This window comes from Streptomyces sp. DSM 40750, from assembly GCF_024612035.1.
In the GTDB taxonomy this organism is placed as follows: Bacteria; Actinomycetota; Actinomycetes; order Streptomycetales; family Streptomycetaceae; genus Streptomyces.
In genome coordinates, this window is sequence record NZ_CP102513.1 from 5,161,580 (window position 1) to 5,178,192 (window position 16,613).

General features: G+C 71.2%; 16 protein-coding genes. 9 read left to right on the top strand and 7 right to left on the bottom strand.

The features are described 5' to 3' along the window. Window positions 1-43: 43 nt before the first annotated feature. The gene (locus JIX55_RS23005; RefSeq protein ID WP_257565193.1) at window positions 44-835 is read left to right on the top strand and encodes a hypothetical protein; all 792 of its coding nucleotides are present in this window, start codon (window positions 44-46) and stop codon (window positions 833-835) included. A 106-nt stretch (window positions 836-941) separates the two neighbouring features. On the opposite strand, the gene JIX55_RS23010 is transcribed toward JIX55_RS23005, so the two are convergent. After that, window positions 942-1,598, bottom strand: a complete 657-nt coding sequence (locus JIX55_RS23010) for a response regulator transcription factor (protein ID WP_257565194.1) — start codon at window positions 1,596-1,598, stop codon at window positions 942-944. A 430-nt stretch (window positions 1,599-2,028) separates the two neighbouring features. Here JIX55_RS23010 and JIX55_RS23015 point away from each other — a divergent pair, with 430 nt between their 5' ends. Beyond that, on the top strand, window positions 2,029-2,772 hold the full coding sequence (locus JIX55_RS23015; protein ID WP_257565195.1) for a hypothetical protein: 744 nt from the start codon (window positions 2,029-2,031) through the stop codon (window positions 2,770-2,772). Window positions 2,773-2,828: 56 nt separating this feature from the next. Here JIX55_RS23015 and JIX55_RS23020 read toward each other — a convergent pair whose 3' ends face one another. Beyond that, window positions 2,829-3,152: a GntR family transcriptional regulator gene (locus tag JIX55_RS23020; RefSeq protein ID WP_257565196.1), complete on the bottom strand. Its 324-nt coding sequence runs from the start codon at window positions 3,150-3,152 to the stop codon at window positions 2,829-2,831. A 161-nt stretch (window positions 3,153-3,313) separates the two neighbouring features. On the opposite strand from JIX55_RS23020, the gene JIX55_RS23025 reads away from it, so the two are divergent. Beyond that, window positions 3,314-3,658 carry a hypothetical protein gene (locus JIX55_RS23025; protein WP_257565197.1) on the top strand — a complete coding sequence of 115 codons (345 nt, stop codon included), beginning with the start codon at window positions 3,314-3,316 and terminating at the stop codon, window positions 3,656-3,658. A gap of 527 nt (window positions 3,659-4,185) precedes the next feature. Here JIX55_RS23025 and JIX55_RS23030 read toward each other — a convergent pair. Both JIX55_RS23030 and JIX55_RS23035 read right to left on the bottom strand, forming a co-directional pair. Further along, a complete protein-coding gene (locus tag JIX55_RS23030; RefSeq protein WP_257565198.1) occupies window positions 4,186-5,151 on the bottom strand; it encodes an LLM class F420-dependent oxidoreductase in 966 nt (321 codons plus the stop codon). A 76-nt stretch (window positions 5,152-5,227) separates the two neighbouring features. After that, window positions 5,228-6,184, bottom strand: a complete 957-nt coding sequence (locus JIX55_RS23035; RefSeq protein WP_257565199.1) for a LysR family transcriptional regulator — start codon at window positions 6,182-6,184, stop codon at window positions 5,228-5,230. A 95-nt stretch (window positions 6,185-6,279) separates the two neighbouring features. Here JIX55_RS23035 and JIX55_RS23040 point away from each other — a divergent pair, with 95 nt between their 5' ends. Next, window positions 6,280-7,050 carry a sulfite exporter TauE/SafE family protein gene (locus JIX55_RS23040; RefSeq protein ID WP_257565200.1) on the top strand — a complete coding sequence of 257 codons (771 nt, stop codon included), beginning with the start codon at window positions 6,280-6,282 and terminating at the stop codon, window positions 7,048-7,050. A 1-nt stretch (window position 7,051) separates the two neighbouring features. Beyond that, a complete protein-coding gene (locus tag JIX55_RS23045; protein ID WP_257565201.1) occupies window positions 7,052-7,543 on the top strand; it encodes a hypothetical protein in 492 nt (163 codons plus the stop codon). Between the two features lie 158 nt (window positions 7,544-7,701). On the opposite strand, the gene JIX55_RS23050 is transcribed toward JIX55_RS23045, so the two are convergent. Then, entirely contained in the window at window positions 7,702-8,163 is a 462-nt protein-coding gene (locus JIX55_RS23050; protein WP_257565202.1) for a hypothetical protein, read from the bottom strand. 270 nt (window positions 8,164-8,433) lie between these two features. On the opposite strand from JIX55_RS23050, the gene JIX55_RS23055 reads away from it, so the two are divergent. After that, window positions 8,434-9,162, top strand: coding sequence for a transposase (locus tag JIX55_RS23055; RefSeq protein ID WP_257569446.1), 729 nt, complete (start codon window positions 8,434-8,436; stop codon window positions 9,160-9,162). A gap of 209 nt (window positions 9,163-9,371) precedes the next feature. Here JIX55_RS23055 and JIX55_RS23060 read toward each other — a convergent pair whose 3' ends face one another. Beyond that, on the bottom strand, window positions 9,372-10,622 hold the full coding sequence (locus JIX55_RS23060; protein ID WP_257565203.1) for an amidohydrolase family protein: 1,251 nt from the start codon (window positions 10,620-10,622) through the stop codon (window positions 9,372-9,374). 415 nt (window positions 10,623-11,037) lie between these two features. Here JIX55_RS23060 and JIX55_RS23065 point away from each other — a divergent pair, with 415 nt between their 5' ends. From JIX55_RS23065 to JIX55_RS23075, 3 genes are all read left to right on the top strand, one after another. Then, window positions 11,038-13,980 (top strand): AfsR/SARP family transcriptional regulator, encoded by a 2,943-nt coding sequence (locus JIX55_RS23065; protein WP_306820026.1) that lies wholly within the window; start codon window positions 11,038-11,040, stop codon window positions 13,978-13,980. Window positions 13,981-14,196: 216 nt separating this feature from the next. Beyond that, window positions 14,197-14,418: a hypothetical protein gene (locus tag JIX55_RS23070; protein ID WP_257565206.1), complete on the top strand. Its 222-nt coding sequence runs from the start codon at window positions 14,197-14,199 to the stop codon at window positions 14,416-14,418. A gap of 111 nt (window positions 14,419-14,529) precedes the next feature. Next, the gene (locus tag JIX55_RS23075) at window positions 14,530-14,889 is read left to right on the top strand and encodes a DUF6247 family protein (RefSeq protein WP_257565207.1); all 360 of its coding nucleotides are present in this window, start codon (window positions 14,530-14,532) and stop codon (window positions 14,887-14,889) included. A gap of 36 nt (window positions 14,890-14,925) precedes the next feature. Here the strand turns inward: JIX55_RS23075 and JIX55_RS23080 are convergent, their stop codons facing one another. Next, the gene (locus tag JIX55_RS23080) at window positions 14,926-16,581 is read right to left on the bottom strand and encodes a fatty acid--CoA ligase family protein (RefSeq protein ID WP_306820027.1); all 1,656 of its coding nucleotides are present in this window, start codon (window positions 16,579-16,581) and stop codon (window positions 14,926-14,928) included. Between the last annotated feature and the right edge of the window lie 32 nt (window positions 16,582-16,613).

A 16,613-nucleotide genomic window follows, 5' to 3' on the forward strand; every position in this document is an offset into this window, starting at 1 on the left:
CCCATCAGTGCTCCTCCCCCAATCACCCTTGCAGGAGACAGACATGACACGCACCGGTCGCAGCGGCAACCACCGCAGCAAGAAGAAGCGCATCACCCTCGCACTGGCACCGGTGGCCGCGATCGGACTGGCCGTACCCCTGATGTACAGCGCGGGTGCCGCGACTCCCGACCAGGTGGCCGCGGACTGCGCAGCGGACTCCAAGGAGCTGGAGAACTGCGAGTTCATCCCCGTGCAGCACAAGATCAACAGTCTCGGCCCCAACGAGCGGGTCACCTCGATCACCGACAACTGCAATATCACCACGGCGGCGACGAAGGCCTTCAGCGGAAGCGCATCCGTGACCCGCGTCATCCAGCTGGAGGAAGGCAACGTCGCGGGCGGCAGCACGAAGCTGGGGAACTCGTTCTTCGAGGTCGGTGTCGAGTTCAACACCACGGAATTCAATATCAAGCGTGACGACACCACGTCGTCGTTCGAGTTCACCTTGGACGGCATTGTGAAGCCCAACCACATAGCCTTCTTCATGTGGTCCCACAAGCGCACCGACGTGAGCGGATTCCTGCGGGCCACCTACAAGGAGGAGCAGGACGGCGGGAAGGTATTCGCCTCTCCCAGCGAGGGTGCCACCACCATTCACGCCTTCTATCCGCAGATCCTCAAGAACGGAACGCCGGACGGCCGCCTCTGGTTGCGCAATGTGGAGTGCGGCACACCGCAGGCCAACGGGCTCCTCAACAGCGAGGGGAGCGCACGCGCCGAACCCGGGTTCGGCGAGGGCGGCACGAACGTGACCGACGAAGAGGTCGCGCTCCCCGAGGTCACGCTTCAATAGCGGCCCGGGAACAGCCGATTGAGCCCCCGCATGATGCGCGGGGGCTTTTCCATACGGTTCGTCAAACAGGTTCTCCCCGTTCCTGACCGCGCTTATCCAGGCGTTCTCATACGCGAACCCTGGAGGTCGCCCCCAGCCACCTCAGCACCGCCTCCGTACTTCCCCGGGCGTCGAGCTTGGCGTAGATGTTGCTGAGGTTGTTGCGGACGGTCTTCTCGCTCAGCCGTAGACGCAGGCTGATCTCCTGTGCGCCGAGGCCTGTGGAGAGCAGCTCCATGATCTGCCGTTCGCGGGGCGAGAGCAGGGACCGCAGCCGCTCCCTCGCCTCCTCCTCGCCCGGCATGCGTCGGGCCGCGTCCCGGAGGGCGGCGCAGGCGGTGGGCGAGAGGTAGGTGTGGCCGACCGTGGCGGCCATGACCGCCGAGGAGAGCATGCAGGTGCAGTAGTCGCCCTCGACGAGATAGCCGGCCCCGCCCCGGAACACCTCGACGACCGTCTCCATGTCCCCGCGCGGACTGACGACGATCACCGGGGCGCTCATGGCCCCCATGGCCTTCAGCAGCCCGGGGAAGGAGACCGACGGATCCTCGCAGCGCAGGACCACGACATCCACCTCGGTCTCCCGGAGGGCGTGGTAGGGCGGCGGGATGTGCAGCACGCGGCCCACGTACCGGTCGTCCGGGGCCGGCCAGTCGTCGTGCGACCACTCCCCCTCGGCGCAGGCGAGCGCGACCGACAGGCCGTGGGAGGACTGCGTCGACACACGGGGAGGGTGTGCCGGGACACGGGAAGGCTGTGCCTGAGCAGCTGAAACAGTGGTGCCGACGTGCTGGGAAGTTCGAACGTGCCGGGGGGATCGCACTTCGCGTGTCCTTCCGCCGAAGCCATGACGTTCCTACATACGTGACTCGGGCGCCGGTTGTTCGAAGTTTCAAGAAGGAGTTGTCTGCCTGTCAGACAGGTACAGGCCAAGCCGCCCGCCGCAGCAGCGGAGCGATCTCTGCCTTGAACTCCCCTGTCCTGCCGCCCAGTTCACTGCCACCACGCCTGAACGGCGGTAGAGTCCGCATGTGCGTTGAGCTCTTCCGGGCGGTGGCCGAGTGCCGCCGCAGAACGGTGCGCGCGGCCCCGATGACGATAAGTCAGGGGCCGCCGACTGGCATACCCGTCGCCACCACACCGGAGATCACCAAATGGCCGCTCAGCAGCCCCTCATCTACACCTACGACGCGTTCGTCGAACTCGCCGCCGCCGACCCAGCTGTCGTCGGCCTCGTCCTCAAGGGTTCCCGGGCCCATGAGGGCATGACCACCGAGCACTCCGACCACGACCTCTACGTCGTCCTCGCCGATGGCGCCACGTCGGACCTCACCCGGTTCGCCGGGCGCCGCACCCCCGAACTCGACCTCGTCGTCCTCTCCCTCGACGAGTTCCGCGCCGCCGGAATGCCCGGCTTCGAGCGGTACGCCCTCGCCCGCGCCCGGGTCGTGCTCGACCGGCTCGACGGAGTCATCGCGCAGATCCTGGCCGACAAGGCACGGCTCGACGCCGATGAGGCCTTCCGGGAGGCGGGCGGATGGCTCGACGCCTACGCCAACTCCCTCTACCGCTCGGTCAAGAACGACCGCGACGGGCAGGCGCTCGCGGCCCGGCTCGACGCCGCCGACAGTGTCGGGGCTCTGCTGGAGTTCCTCTTCGCGCTGGACCGTCGTCCCCGCCCCTACAACAAGTACCTGGAGTGGGAGCTCACCCGGTTCCCCCTGCCCGGCTGGGACACCGGCACGCTGCTCGACGCCGTCGCCCACATCTCGGGAACGGGCGACGTCTCCACACAGCGTCGCCTCTTCGCCCAGGCCGAAGCAGTGGCCCGGCGCGCCGGGCACGGCGCGGTGCTGGACGCGTGGGGTGAGGACCTGGAGCTGATGCGACCGCGGTAGGGGTGGTTGTGGGCCCCGGGGAGTGGCTTGAGCCGGGACCACTCAACGGTCATGCTTCATGACTCGGACTCGTCAGTCGAACCCGACCCGTGGCCTTCGGGCGCATCGGCGGACTCTCGCTGGATGACGAACGATCCCTTACCGACGACCGTACGCAGGTAGCCCATCTCGGCCAGGAGGACCAGCGTCTTGCGGGCCGTCCCGCGTGCGATCCCGAACTCCTGCATCAGCCGGTCCACGCCGGGCACCGCCCGCCCCAGTGGATACACGCCGTTCTCGATACGGGAGATCAGGACGGCGGCGAGTTGCAGGTACAGCGGGTCCGCCGCGTCCGCGTCCAGTTCGTCATCCGGGCCGTAGCCCGCCGGGATGTCCACCATGGGTTGACCGTAAGCGGCCAGGGAAATCCACACTCATCTGTGTCATGGCATGGCATGCCATGACCAGGTTCCCCTAATGTCGGTCATGACACGAGAAGACCCCCGCGACGGATGCGACCCGTCCGGGGGCTTGGCCACCAGCTGCAAAGGAGCTGACGACAGTGAGCATTATCCACGCGCTCTTGCGGTGGGTTCTGGGCGCCTTCGCCCCAGGTACCGGCAGGAGGCGGGCCGGTACCCGCCTCGACGAGCCCGACCCCGCGTACAAGCCCGACGCATCCCCGACGGCCACCACGCGCCCCCCGGCCCCGCGTTCCCCATACAGCCTCGACACGGACTCCCCCCTCGACGGAGCCGTCTCCCCCCTGGTCCGCCCCTACCTCGTCGCCGCCGAGCGGGAGCAGGCACGGCAGTCCAGGCGGCGGCTCGCGCTGGTCCTCGCCGCCGACTTCGGGATCGATCTCGACTGCCACGTCGTCGGCGCCGACGGGGTGGTGGCGTGCTGAGGCCGCCGGAGGCGGACGCGGCGCTGTCCGCCGAATGCGCGCTCGCCGGGCGGCCCGGCTGCGAGGATCCGCACCTGGGGTGTCGTCAGACGGCTGACGTACCGCTGCCAGGAAGCACAGGGCTGCCGCCGATGTCCGCCTGCCCGTGTTTCCCGTCATGCGCACGGCAGGGGCGGGACCCGGTGAAGGCTGGGCGGTACCCCGAGAACGGGGCCTCCCGACTGACCATCCGCACCTACCGGATCAGACCCGACGGCGAGACCGACGGCCACGCACAGCAGCTCACGGTCACCAGCGAGCACGACACCGAGCGCCTGCCGAGGTCGCACGAGTGGCCACCGTGCCGCTGCCCGCGCTGCCGGACCGGGCAGGAGGCAGAACCCCGGTAGCAAGCCGCCGTCAAGTGGCATGAGAGTCCCAGCGACACGCCGCCTGCACGGCGTGTCGCTGGGACTGCGCGCCCACTTGGCTCCCGCTTGGCGATTCGCCAGCAGCATCCCTCCACGGGCGGAGGTGGGCGGCGGCTTCTACAGCAGCGGGGCCACCTCGGAGCCGAACTCCCCGATCTGGTCGACAAGTTCGGTCCGGCTCCGACTCCGGAAGCGGACCTGGATCTGGTTCACGCCCATCGCCGCGTACGCCCGTAGGGACTCGGCGAGGGCCTCCGGGCGTCCGGTGAGGGTGCGGCGCCCGACGTCCCAGTCCGGGTCGCCGACGTACAGCGGCTCGGTGATCGCGCCGATGGTGAGGGGGGCGGTGACGCCGGCCTCCTCCCGTAGGCGCCGGAGTCGGTCGATCTGGGCCGGGAGTCGGTCGCGGGGGTCGCCCTGGGGGAGCCAGCCGTCGCCGCGTACGGCGGCTCGGCGTACGGCGGCGGGGGACGAGCCGCCCACCCACAGCGGGACATGCTCCTGGGCGGGGCGGGGGCGCTGGCCCAGGTCGTCGAAGTCGTACAACTTGCCGTGGTGGGAGGGGAATTCGTCCGGTCCCAGGGCCGCTCGGAGCGCGTCGACGCACTCGTCGAGGACGGCCCCCCGGCGCTCGAAGTCGACCCCCAGCGCCGCGAACTCCTCCTGGACGTGCCCGGCGCCGACACCGAGGATCAGTCGGCCGCCGGAGAGGTGGTCGAGGGTGGCGTACTGCTTGGCGGTCAGGAGTGGGTGGCGGAGTCCGACGACCGCGACGTGGCTGAGGAGCCGGACGCGCTCCGTCACCCCCGCCAGGAAGGCGAGGGTGGCGACCGGGTCGTACCAGACCGTGCTCATCGCGGCCGCGAGGCGGCGCGGGATGGCGACGTGGTCGCAGGTGGCGACGTACGCGAACCCCGCCCCGTCGGCGGCCCGCGCGATCTCGGCCAGGTCCTCCGGCCCGGCGTCCACCTCCCAGGGTTCGGTGTAGAGGGTGCTCTGCGACTGGACGGGGAGCTGCATGCCGTAGGCCAGTCGGCCCGGCCCGCCCAGTCCGCCCAGTCCGCTCTCCTGCGGTGCTCGCATGGTCGCTCCCCCGGCTGATGGGCTGTCGGTGGCCGTCGTGTGCGTGGCCGCACCCATCGTCGTAGCTGACGATCCGTCAGACAAGGGGCGTGGAGCCACTTCCCGGGCGGGGCGAGGTGGGCTCGGTCGGGGGCAGGGAGCGGGCCGCCTCTCGTAGGTGTTCGGCCAGTGCCTCGACCGCCGTCGACGCGGGCGAGGTGCGGGCGCCGGCGCCCCAGGCCAGCAGGTGGTGGCGGCGGGCCCAGGGCTCGCGCAGCTCGCACACGTCCAGCGGCGGCTGGTCGGGGTCGAGTGCGCGGCGGGGTACGACGGCGAGGCCTACGCCGGCGGAGGCGAGGGCGACGAGGGTGCCGAGGTCGGCGACGGTGGTGCGGTGGCGGGCGGCCGGGGCGTGCGGGCCGAGGTGTTTCTCGATCCAACGGCGGAGGGAGGAGCCGGCGTCGAGACCGACGAGGGGGTGCTCGGCGACCTCGCTGTACGTCAGTGCCGTGCGGCCGGCGAGGATGCCGCCGGCCTGGCCGACCACGACGAGGGAGTCGTCGCCGAGGGGTTCCGTGTCGAGGCCCCGGTCGCGGGCCTCGTCGTCGACGACGACCCCCAGGTCCGCCTCACCGGCCGCGAGCATCCGCAGCGTCCGAGGGGTGCGGCTCTCGGAGACGGTGACGTCGATGTCCGGGTGGGCGCGCAGGAACGAGACCAGGGCTCGCGGCACCAGCCGGTGCAGGGCGGAGCCGCCGCCCAGCAGGGTCAGGGGCTCGGTCCGGGGGCGGGCGTAACTGGCGACGGCGCTTTCGAGGCGGGCCGTCCGGTCGAGGACCTCCCGGGCGTGCCGGGCCAGCGCGGTTCCCGCCGGGGTGGGCCGCACGCCCCGGCGGCCCCGGACCAGCAGGGCCACCCCTGCGTGGTGCTCCAGGGCCCGCACCCGTGCGCTGGCCGACGGCAGGCTCAGATGCATCCGGCGGGCGCCCGCCGTGATCGACCCCTCCGTCACGATGCCGAGGAAGAGCCGCAGGTCGTCGAGGTCGTAGCGCACCCGCGTCAGCCTATGGCAGGGACTTAGGCTGGGTACGGGATTCGCGCATGGTGGGCCCGTTGTGGGTGACCGCGTCCCCGGGCGATGCTCGGCAGATGTCCGAGATGCTGCTCGTGCTGCTGGCCGGTCTCGCCGCCGGGACGCTGAACGCCGTCGGCGGCGGTGGCACGTTCGTGGCACTGCCCGCCCTGGTCGCCGTCGGCCTGTCCCCGGTGACGGCGAACGCGGCCTCGACCATCGCCCTCCTCCCCGGCTCGGTGGCCGGTGCCTGGGTCTCCCGGCATGAGATGTCCCAGGTCGGAGCGGCCTCCACACGAGCGCTGACCACGACCAGCGTGCTCGGCGGTGGCCTCGGTGCCGCGCTCCTGCTGCTCCTGCCGTCGTCCTCCTTCGACGCCGCCGTACCCTGGCTGCTGGCCTTCGCCACGGTCGTCCTCGCCTTCGGCCGCCCTGTCCTGCGCGTGCTCGGCTCCGCCCCGGACCAGGCGGCCGGGCTGGGTCCGCGAGCCCTCCTGATCGGCCAGTTCCTGCTCGCCGTGTACGGCGGATACTTCGGCGGAGCCGTAGGCATCCTGATGCTGGCGCTGTGGAGCATCGGCCTCGGCCTCGACCCCGCCACCGGCAATCCCATGCGGATCGCCCAGGTCACCGCCGTCTACCTCAGCGCCACCGCGCTCTTCCTCATCGCCTCGGACGCGCTCAGCGCCCCGCTCCTCCTCGCCGCGATGCTCACGGGCGCCGTGGCCGGCGGCCTCACGGGCGCCCGCCTCGCACTCCGTCTGCCGGCCCGCGCCCTGCGAGGCGTCGTCCTGGGCACGGCCGTCACGATGACCGTCCTGTACTTCGTTCGCGACCGGGTGGGCTGAGATGGGCGAGGATGACCCCTCCGACGGCTCCGACTCCGGAACCGGCTCCCGCTCCCGCTCCCGCTACACAGACCTGTCGTACGCCAGACTCCTGACCTCCTACGAAGCGTACGAACTCGCCGAACTCGCCCGCGCCGCCGTCCCGATCGGCGCACACGAGCCGGGCCCCGGCGGAACCCCCGCCGCAGCGGGAGCCGTACTCGCCGACGCCGTACGCGCACTCACCGCCGCACACCGGCTCGTCGAGGCCGCCGTCGTGTACGAGCGACTGGGCGGCACCGACCCACGACTCATCGGCGCGCTCCTCGACCTGCCCCCGCACACCGCCGCATCCTGGTGGCGCCCCCTCACCCGCACCGCCCCCCTCGAAGCCGCCCTCGACCTCGACGACTGGGTGCTGCGCCACGAGGACGGCGACGACCTCGACACCGCGCCGGTGTCCGGTGGCCTGGTCCGCCGCGCTCCACAGATCCGTGGGGAAGACCGTCCGTGAACATGGTGGGCCCGGCCCGTCGGGACCGTGAGCAACCGGGTAAGACCGTTCCGACACGTCCCGCAAGGCCGCCGCCCGTCCCACGTGGACGGGCGGCGGCCTTGCGGGATGCGGTCACACGGCGGGGCACCGCTTCGGTGCCCCGCCGCCGGGGCACGTCAGTCCACCCACCACTTGCCGCACTTGGTGATGCCGTCGAACTCGCCACAGGCGCGTGCGGCGAAGTTGGCATTGAAGACGGACTGCGTGCGGCTGCCGGTGTAGGGGCCGCACATCTTCCAGCCGTCGCTCTTCGCCTGCTGGTCGCTGACGACGCCCTTGAAGTTGGGGAACGAGCGGTGGCTGCGGTCCACCCACAGCCGGTCGCCGGCCCTGCGGCCGGACTTGATCTCCGCGCGGCTGTAGCGGTCGAGCGCCGACTCGTTCTGCAGCTCGACGCGGCGGCCCCTGAAGTCGAACGAGGCTCCGGACTCGACGGCCCTGAAGACGCCGACGACGGCAATGCCGTCGCAGTCGTCCTCGGTGGCCGAGGCCACCGACGCGGGGACGAAGACTATGGCGCCGCTGCTGATCAGCACGGCCGAGGCCGCGACCACGCGGCCCATACGGGGCTTCTTCACATGAGTTCCTTTTTGGGTGACATGTACAAGTGGGGAGCTAACGCTGCGCTGGACAGACCGAGGCCCCGCTGAATGAAGTGCGTCGTCATCCGTTCACCTGATGACGTGTGCGACATCCACAGATTCCAGGACGCCGGGGAACCCCGACAACAGCTGCCGCCGTACCGGGACAGTGGGACCATCCCACCCCTGTTGACCTGTGGAAACAGGGAGACCCTGGGATGCCGTTGGGATGCGGAGACGACTCGCGCCGTGTCGGCCGACCATCGGATGCGGCCGACGTCGCTCGTCGGTCGCCGGTTTCCGCGTTGTCTCGGCAGTGGTCATGGGGACCCAGCGACCTCGCCACGTAGGACACGGTCCAAGTACCTCGCCCCAGCGCGGTCGGCGCCGCATCCGACCGCGCCGACCGGCTCATCTACCGGTTGCATCGTCAACCTAGCCACCACCAGCGACGGCACCAACTACCAGGGCCGCAGCCTGAGCCGTTACCGGCGGTGGCAGGCCCGCAAGCGCGCCGAACCCCAGGCGAAGCAGACGCGTTCGGCCACCCGCCGTGCGGCCCGCCGTGCGCGGAAGGAACAGCGTCATGCCACTCATGTGAACCACCGGATCAGCAAGGAGATCGTGTCCGTCGCGCAACGCACCGGTCGGGGGATCGCTGTCGAACAACTCGACGGGATCCGGGACCGGGTACGGCTTCGTCGCGACCAGCGGGGCACGCTCTCCTCGTGGCCGTTCCACCAGCTCGGACAGCACCTCGCCTACAAGGCCCGTAAGGCCGGGGTGCCGTTCTTGGAGGTGGATGCGGCCTACACCTCGCAGCGCTGCCCGCGCTGCGGGCACACCGAGCGGGCCAACCGGCCCGACCGGGACCGTTTCTCCTGTCGTCGGTGCGGCCTCGCTGGGCCTGCCGACCACGTCGCCGGGGTCGACGTGCGCAACCGCGCACGCTCGGCGTGGGTGTTCGTCACCGCACCCGTCCCCGCACCAGCCTGAACAGGCCGGAACGTGGGGAGATGCGACCCGTGACCGTCCTGCCGTAGGGGACAGTCGGGAGCGCGACAAGGTGTGAACGACCGAGTACACAAGCTCGGCCGTTCACGGCCGAGAAGGTGACCCGGGTGGCCACAGCCCGTACCCGTCGGCCTCGGAGAGGATCAGGTAATTACCCCAGCAGCAACAGCTCCGAACCCCCTAGCCACTCGTCAGGGTCCCGCCCACAACCCCTCCTCCGTCAGCCCCAGCAGCTCGATCGCGTTGCGGCGGACGATGCGGTCGACCACGTCCGGGTCCAGGTGGCCCATCTGGGCCTCGCCCACCTGGCGGGAGTCGGGCCAGGTGGAGTCGGAGTGGGGATAGTCGGTCTCGTACAGGACATTCCCCACACCTATCGCGTCGAGGTTCTTCAACCCGAACGCGTCGTCGAAGAAGCAGCCGTAGACGTGGTCGGCGAAGAGCTCGGACGGCGGCCGGTGGACCTTGTCGGCGACGCCGCCCCAGCCGCGGTTCTCCTCCCAGACGACGTCGGCGCGCTCCAGGATGTACGGGATCCAGCCGATCTGACCCTCGGCGTACATGACCTTGAGGTTGGGGAAACGCTCGAACTTGCCGCTCATCAGCCAGTCGACCATCGAGAAGCAGCAGTTGGCGAAGGTGATGGTGGAGCCGACGGCGGGCGGGGCGTCGGCGGAGGTGGACGGCATGCGGCTCGACGAGCCGATGTGCATGGCCACGACCGTGCCGGTCTCGTCGCAGGCGGCGAGGAAGGGGTCCCAGTCGTCGGTGTGGACGGAGGGCAGGCCGAGGTGTGGGGGGATCTCCGAGAAGGCCACGGCCCGGACTCCTCGGGCCGCGTTGCGACGCACCTCCGCCGCCGCCAGTTCCGCGTCCCAGAGGGGGATGAGGGTGAGCGGGATGAGCCGGCCCCGCGCCTTCGGGCCGCACCACTCCTCCACCATCCAGTCGTTGTACGCCCGGATGCCGAGCAGCCCCAGCTCGTGGTCGGCGGCCTCGGTGAAGGTCTGGCCGCAGAAGCGCGGGAAGGTCGGGAAGCAGAGGGCCGACTGGACGTGGTTGACGTCCATGTCGGCGAGGCGCTGCGTGACGTCGTACGAGCCGGGGCGCATCTGCTCGTACGTGATGATCTCCAGCTTGATCTCGTCCCTGGAGTAGCCGACGGCGGTGTCGAGGCGGGTCAGGGGGCGTTGCAGGTTCTCGTACACCCACCAGTCACCGATCGGGCCGTCGTCGCCGAGGGCGCCCATGACGGGCCTGAAGCGGCCACCGAGGAACGTCATCTCCTTCAGCGGCGCGCGGACTATGCGGGGACCGATGTCCCGGTACTTCTTCGGGAGCCGGTCCTGCCAGACGTTCGGGGGCTCCACCGTGTGGTCGTCGACGGAGATGATCTTCGGGAAGGCGGTAGGCGTCGCCGTGGCGGTCTCCATGGTCTCCATGTGCGCCACGGTAGCGCCGATCTGACGGTCCGTCAGCTATGCGTGAGGCGTTGATTGAGGCGTTGATGTGTCCGGGGTTCGGCGGACACGCGAACATCCAGGGCCCGCGGCCCGCCCGTCGGGACACGCGGCCCCGCCCGTCGAAACACGCGGCGACCGTCGAAACACGCGCCGCTGCGCCGCGGCACGCGGCGCGCCCCACAACCCTCGGGCGCGAATGTGGGGGGAAAGCTTGTGTGGACCTGGTGATATCCCGCGTGGCGACCTGTGATCGAGCTCTCGCACGGCTGACGGATCCGCCATGAACAAGGCAAACTGGCTAGGTTGTCAGGGAGGCCTAGGGGGGCTGTCGATGGGCCGTGAACCGGGAGTGCCGGAGGTCGGGGTGCCGCGAGTGCCGGAGCAAAGGGGTCCCATGGACGCTCGGATTCCGGAACAGGACGCCCAGGCCGCGACCGAGCTCCGCTTCAGCGTGCTCGGGCCCGTGCGGGCCTGGCGCGGCGCCGAGCCCCTCTCCACCGGTTCGCCACAGCAACGTGCGCTGCTGGCCGCGCTGTTGCTGCGCGAGGGCCGTACGGCCACCGCGAGCGAGCTGATCGACGCGCTGTGGGGCGAGGAGCCGCCGTCGCAGGCGCTGGCCGCCGTACGGACGTACGCCTCGCGGCTGCGCAAGGCGCTCTCCGCCGGTGTGCTGGTGAGCGAGTCCGGCGGGTACGCGATCCGGTCGCTGTCCGGCGGCGCGCTGGACCTCTCCGTGGCCCAGGACCTGGCCGCGGACGCCGAGAAGGCCAAGAACTCCGGGGATCTGCGCCATGCCCGCCAGCTGCTGAACAAGGCGCTGGGCCTGTGGGACGGCGAGGTCCTGGCGAGCGTGCCCGGCCCGTACGCGGAGACGCAGCGGGCCCGCCTCGACGAGTGGCGCCTCCAACTCGTCGAGACCCGGCTGGACATGGACCTGGAGCAGGGCTGCCACGCGGAGGCGGTGTCCGAGCTGACCGCCCTGACCGCCGCGCACCCTTTGCGGGAGCGTCTGCGCGAACTGCTGATGCTCGCCCTGTACCGCAGTGGCCGGCAGGCGGAGGCCCTCGCGGTGTACGCGGACACGCGCCGGCTCCTCGCCGACGAACTCGGTGTGGACCCGCGCCCGGGCCTGCGGGAGTTGCAGCAGCGCATCCTGCAAGCGGACCCGGGCCTCGCCGAACCCTCCGCCCCGCTGGCCCCCGAGCCCGCCGCCGCACCCGTCCGGCCCGCCCAACTCCCCGCCACCGTCCCTGACTTCACCGGCCGTTCCTCCTTCGTCAACGAACTGAGCGAGGTACTGGCGGAGGCGTCCGGCGCCGAGGGTCAGGTGATGTCCGTGTCCGCGCTGGCGGGCATCGGCGGCGTCGGGAAGACGACCCTCGCGGTGCACGTGGCCCACCAGGCGCGGCCGGCCTTCCCGGACGGCCAGCTGTACGTCGACCTCCAGGGCGCCGGCGCCCGCCCCGCCGAACCGGAGACGGTCCTCGGCTCGTTCCTGCGGGCGCTGGGCACGGCCGACTCGGCGATCCCCGACTCCCTGGAGGAGCGGTCCGCGCTGTACCGGTCGGTCCTGGACGGCCGCCGGGTGCTCGTGCTGCTCGACAACGCCCGCGACGCCGCCCAGGTACGCCCGCTGCTGCCGGGTACGGCGGGCTGCGCGGCCCTCGTCACGGCCCGGGTACGCATGGTGGACCTGGCCGGGGCCCACCTCGTCGACCTGGACGTGATGTCCCCCGACGAGGCCCTCCAGCTCTTCACGAAGATCGTCGGCGAGGAACGGGTCGCGGCGGAACGCAAGGCCGCGCTCGACGTCGTTGCGGCGTGCGGTTTCCTGCCGCTCGCCATCCGTATCGCGGCCTCCCGCCTGGCGGCGCGCAGAACCTGGACGGTGTCCGTCCTGGCCGCCAAACTCGCCGACGAGCGGCGACGGTTGGACGAACTCCAGGCCGGCGACCTGGCCGTGAAGGCCACCTTCGAGCTGGGCTACGGCCAGCTGGAGCCCGCCCAGGCCCGCGCCTTCCGCCTGCTCGGCCTGGCCGACGGCCCGGACATCTCCCTGGCCGCCGCGGCCGCCGTACTGGACCTGCCGCCGGAGGACACCGAGGACCTCGTGGAGATCCTCGTCGACACGTCCCTCCTCGAATCCGCGGCTCCCGGCCGCTACCGCTTCCACGACCTCGTACGCCTCTACGCGCGTGCATGCGCCGAACGCGACGAGCAGTCGACGGGCGAGCGGGGCGCGGCGATGTCGCGACTGCTGGACTTCTATCTGGCGACGGCGACGGAGGTGTACGCGATCGAGCGGCCGGGGGACCGGCTGGTGGACCATCTGGAGCCCACCGAGCATCCGGGGCTGCGCTTCAGGGACGGATCCGCCGCTCTGGACTGGCTGTACAGCGAGGCCTCACCCCTACTGGCCTGCGTACGACAGGCAGCGGGCACGAACCGGCTGCGGCGGGCGGTGGATCTGCTGTGGGCGGCCCGGGACCTGGCCGAGTCGGGTGCCAACTCCCATCAGTACGAGACGACAGCCAGGGCGATGTGCGAAGCCACGCAGCAGGCCCGGGACCTCCGCGCCGAGGGCCGGGCCCGCGCCACCCTCACCAATGTCCTGCTGGTCTCGGGCCGCATCCAGCAGGCCGCGGAGGAAGCGCGGCTCGCCATGGAATGCGCGGACGACGCCGGGGACTCCACCGCCAGCAGTTGGGCGGCCCAGGACCGCGGGGTCATCGCTCTTCACCAGCACCGGTACGCGGACGGAAAGGTGTTCTTCGACCAGGCCCTGGAGGGGTTCAGGGAAGCCGGCAACGGGCTCTGCGAAGCCACCGCCCTGTGCAACCTCTCGCGGGCCCACATGGGGATGGGCAACACCGCCAAGGCGATCGAGTTCGCACAGCACGGCCTCGCCGTCCACATCGAGGTGGGCAGCACGATGCGGCTGGCCAACGGCTACTACGCCCTGGGGGTGGCGCTGACCACGGCCGGACGGCACGCGGAGGCCCTCCATCAGTTCTCCGAAGCGCTGACCATCTTCATGGAGCACCGGCAGCGGCTCTGGGCGGGGACCACCCACTTCAGGATCGCCGAGGCCCATATCGTCGCCCGTCGCCCCGCCCAAGCAGCCCAGCACACCGAACAAGCCCTCTCTCTCGGGTGCATCGGCGGTGACCGGATGCGGGGCAACGTCCTGACGCTCCTGGGACGGGCGCTCTCCACGCTGGGCCAGGCCGACCGGGCCAGGGCCTGCTGGCGTGAGGCGCTCAACCTCCACGAGGAGAACGGGGCCCCGGAAGCCGACGCGGTACGCGCCCTGCTCACGCCCATCACCGCAGCGTGAGCGACGTACGTCCCACCGCGCGGGGCAGGCGTTCAGCATTCGTTTATCGCCGCCCGGCACTCTCTTCCTTGCCAGACCGTCGCGTCGGGGGGCAGGCGGTCTGAACAGGGGCGCAACCGGTTAGGGTGCAGCTCCGCATCGCCCGTCCGGCGGCCCCCGGGGGAGCCTCCGGACGGGCGTTCCTGACTCGTCACCACAGCAGTAGGGACTCTGGACATGAGCGACACGCAGAAGGACGCGGACGTCACCCCGCTCGACACCAACATGCCCACTCCGCCGGAGAACTCGGAGATCACCCCGCTCGACACCAACATGCCCACTCCGCCGAAGAAGTCGGGCGTCAAGACGCTGGACACCAACATGCCCAGCGAGCCGGTCAAGACGCTGGACACCAACATGCCCGCCCCGCCCGCCCTCGACCTCGACGGCGGCAAGTAGGCGGAAGCCGGACTTCCATTCCCACGGGGATCGGCCGCGGTGGCGCGGAGGGGGAGCCACCGCGGCCGAGGCGTGTCCGGACCTCACCGTGTGGCGCAAGGAAGGATCAGGATGACCGCTGCGTACGTCGAACCCGGTGAGCCCGTCATCTCACGGCCGGAGACCACACCACCGGCGCTGCGCGTCGCCTTGGCGCGGGTGGCCCCTCATCGCCTGGGGGAGATGGAACGGCAGAAGGACGAGGCCATCACCCAGGCCACCCGCACGGGCAGCCTCCGCCCCATCGCCCAGTTCCTCGAAACGTGGGCCGTGGCCGTCGAGATCGCCAGAGTTCCCGCCTCGGCCGCGCGGCTGCGCGCCGCCGAGCACACCGCGCGGACCGTCGACCACGACGATCCGGCCTGGCGCGAAGCGATGGACGAGATCCGCGATCTCCACTCCGCCGCCCGGGAGTCGCTCCACCGCGAGTGACCGGTGCCCGGCCCGCCTGAGCCCCCAGCCCGCCCCTCACCGCCCCCGCAGCTCCCCCTTCACCACCTTCCCGCTCGCGTTCCGCGGCAGCTCCCCCACGAAGTCCACCGCCCTCGGCACCTTGTAGTTGGCCATCTCGCGGCGGGACCAGGCGATGAGGTCGTCCGCGGTCACCAGGGACCCCGGGCGGCGTACGACGTACGCCTTGCCGACCTCGCCGAGTCGCGCGTCCGGGATGCCGATGACCGCCACGTCGGCCACGTCCGGGTGGAGACCGAGGAGTTGCTCGATCTCGGCGGGGTACGCGTTGAAGCCGCCGACGATGAACATGTCCTTGATGCGGTCGGTGATACGGAGGTTGCCCGCGTCGTCGAGGACGCCGACGTCTCCGGTGCGCAGCCAGCCGTCGGCGGTGACGGCGCGGGCGGTCTCGGCGGGGTCCTCGAAGTAGCCCCGCATGACGTTGAAGCCGCGGACGAGGACCTCTCCGGGAGAGCCGGGCGGCAGCGGGGCGCCCGTCGGTCCGACGACCCGCACCTGCGTCCCCGGGATCGCCCGGCCGGACGTCGACGCGATCACCGACGGCTCGTCGCCACGCCGGCACATCGTGACGATGCCGCTGGCCTCGGAGAGGCCGTACGCCGTCAGGACGGTGTCCACACACAGCTCCGCCCGGAGCCGTTCGACCAGTTGGAGCGGCACCACCGCCGCTCCCGTCACCACCAGGCGCAGGGCGCTCAGGTCGTAGTCGTCGCGGGCGGGGTGGTCCAGGAGGGACTGGTGGAGGGTCGGAGGGCCGGGGAGGACCGAGACCCGTTCCGACGCCACGTTGGCCATGGCCGTCTCCACGTTGAACACCGGCTGCGGAATCATCGTCGCGCCCCGCATGAGGCAGGCGATCACGCCCGCCTTGTAGCCGAAGGTGTGGAAGAAGGGGTTCACGATCAGATAGCGGTCGCCCTGCCGGAGGCCGGCCAGTTCGCTCCACACCTCGTACGCCCGCAGGGTCTGCGCGTGGGTGATGACCGCGCCCTTGGGGCGGCCGGTCGTGCCCGAGGTGAAGACGAGGTCGGACGGGGAGTCGCCGGTCAGCGCCGCCGACCGCGCCCGCACCTCCCCCGCCCCGACCCCGTCGCCGCTCGCGAGGAAGTCCTTCCAGGTGCGGAAGTCGGCGGGGGCGTCGTCCGCGAGGACCACCACCTGCTCCAGATGCGGGAGTCCGGGCAGCGGCCCCGGGCTCTCGCCCGCGCCGCCCGTCCCCGGCGCCCGCCGGCGCCCGCTGTCCGCCCCCGCCGCCCTCCGCAGCGACGCCACGTACGAGGTCCCGAGGAAGGTCCCGGTGATGAACAGCAGCTTCGTCCGGCTGCGCGCCAGCACGTCGGCCGCCTCGCCGCCCTTGAAGCGGGTGTTCAGCGGGACGAGCACCGCGCCCGCCGAGACCGCGCCGAGCGCGGAGACGATCCAGTCGAGGGAGTTCGGCGCCCAGATGGCGACGCGGTCGCCGACCCGGACCCCGTTCGCGACACACGCGCCCGCCGCGCGCTCCACCCGCGCGCCCAGCTCCGCGTACGACACCCGCGTACGCCCGTCGACGACGGCCTCGACCCCGCCGAACCGCTCGACCGCCGAGCGGACCAGCCCCGGGACGGTCCCCCACTCCACGTCACCGCGCCCATCCAAGTCACCGTGCACAGCAGGCCTCCGTACCGAGAACCAGTAGCCGA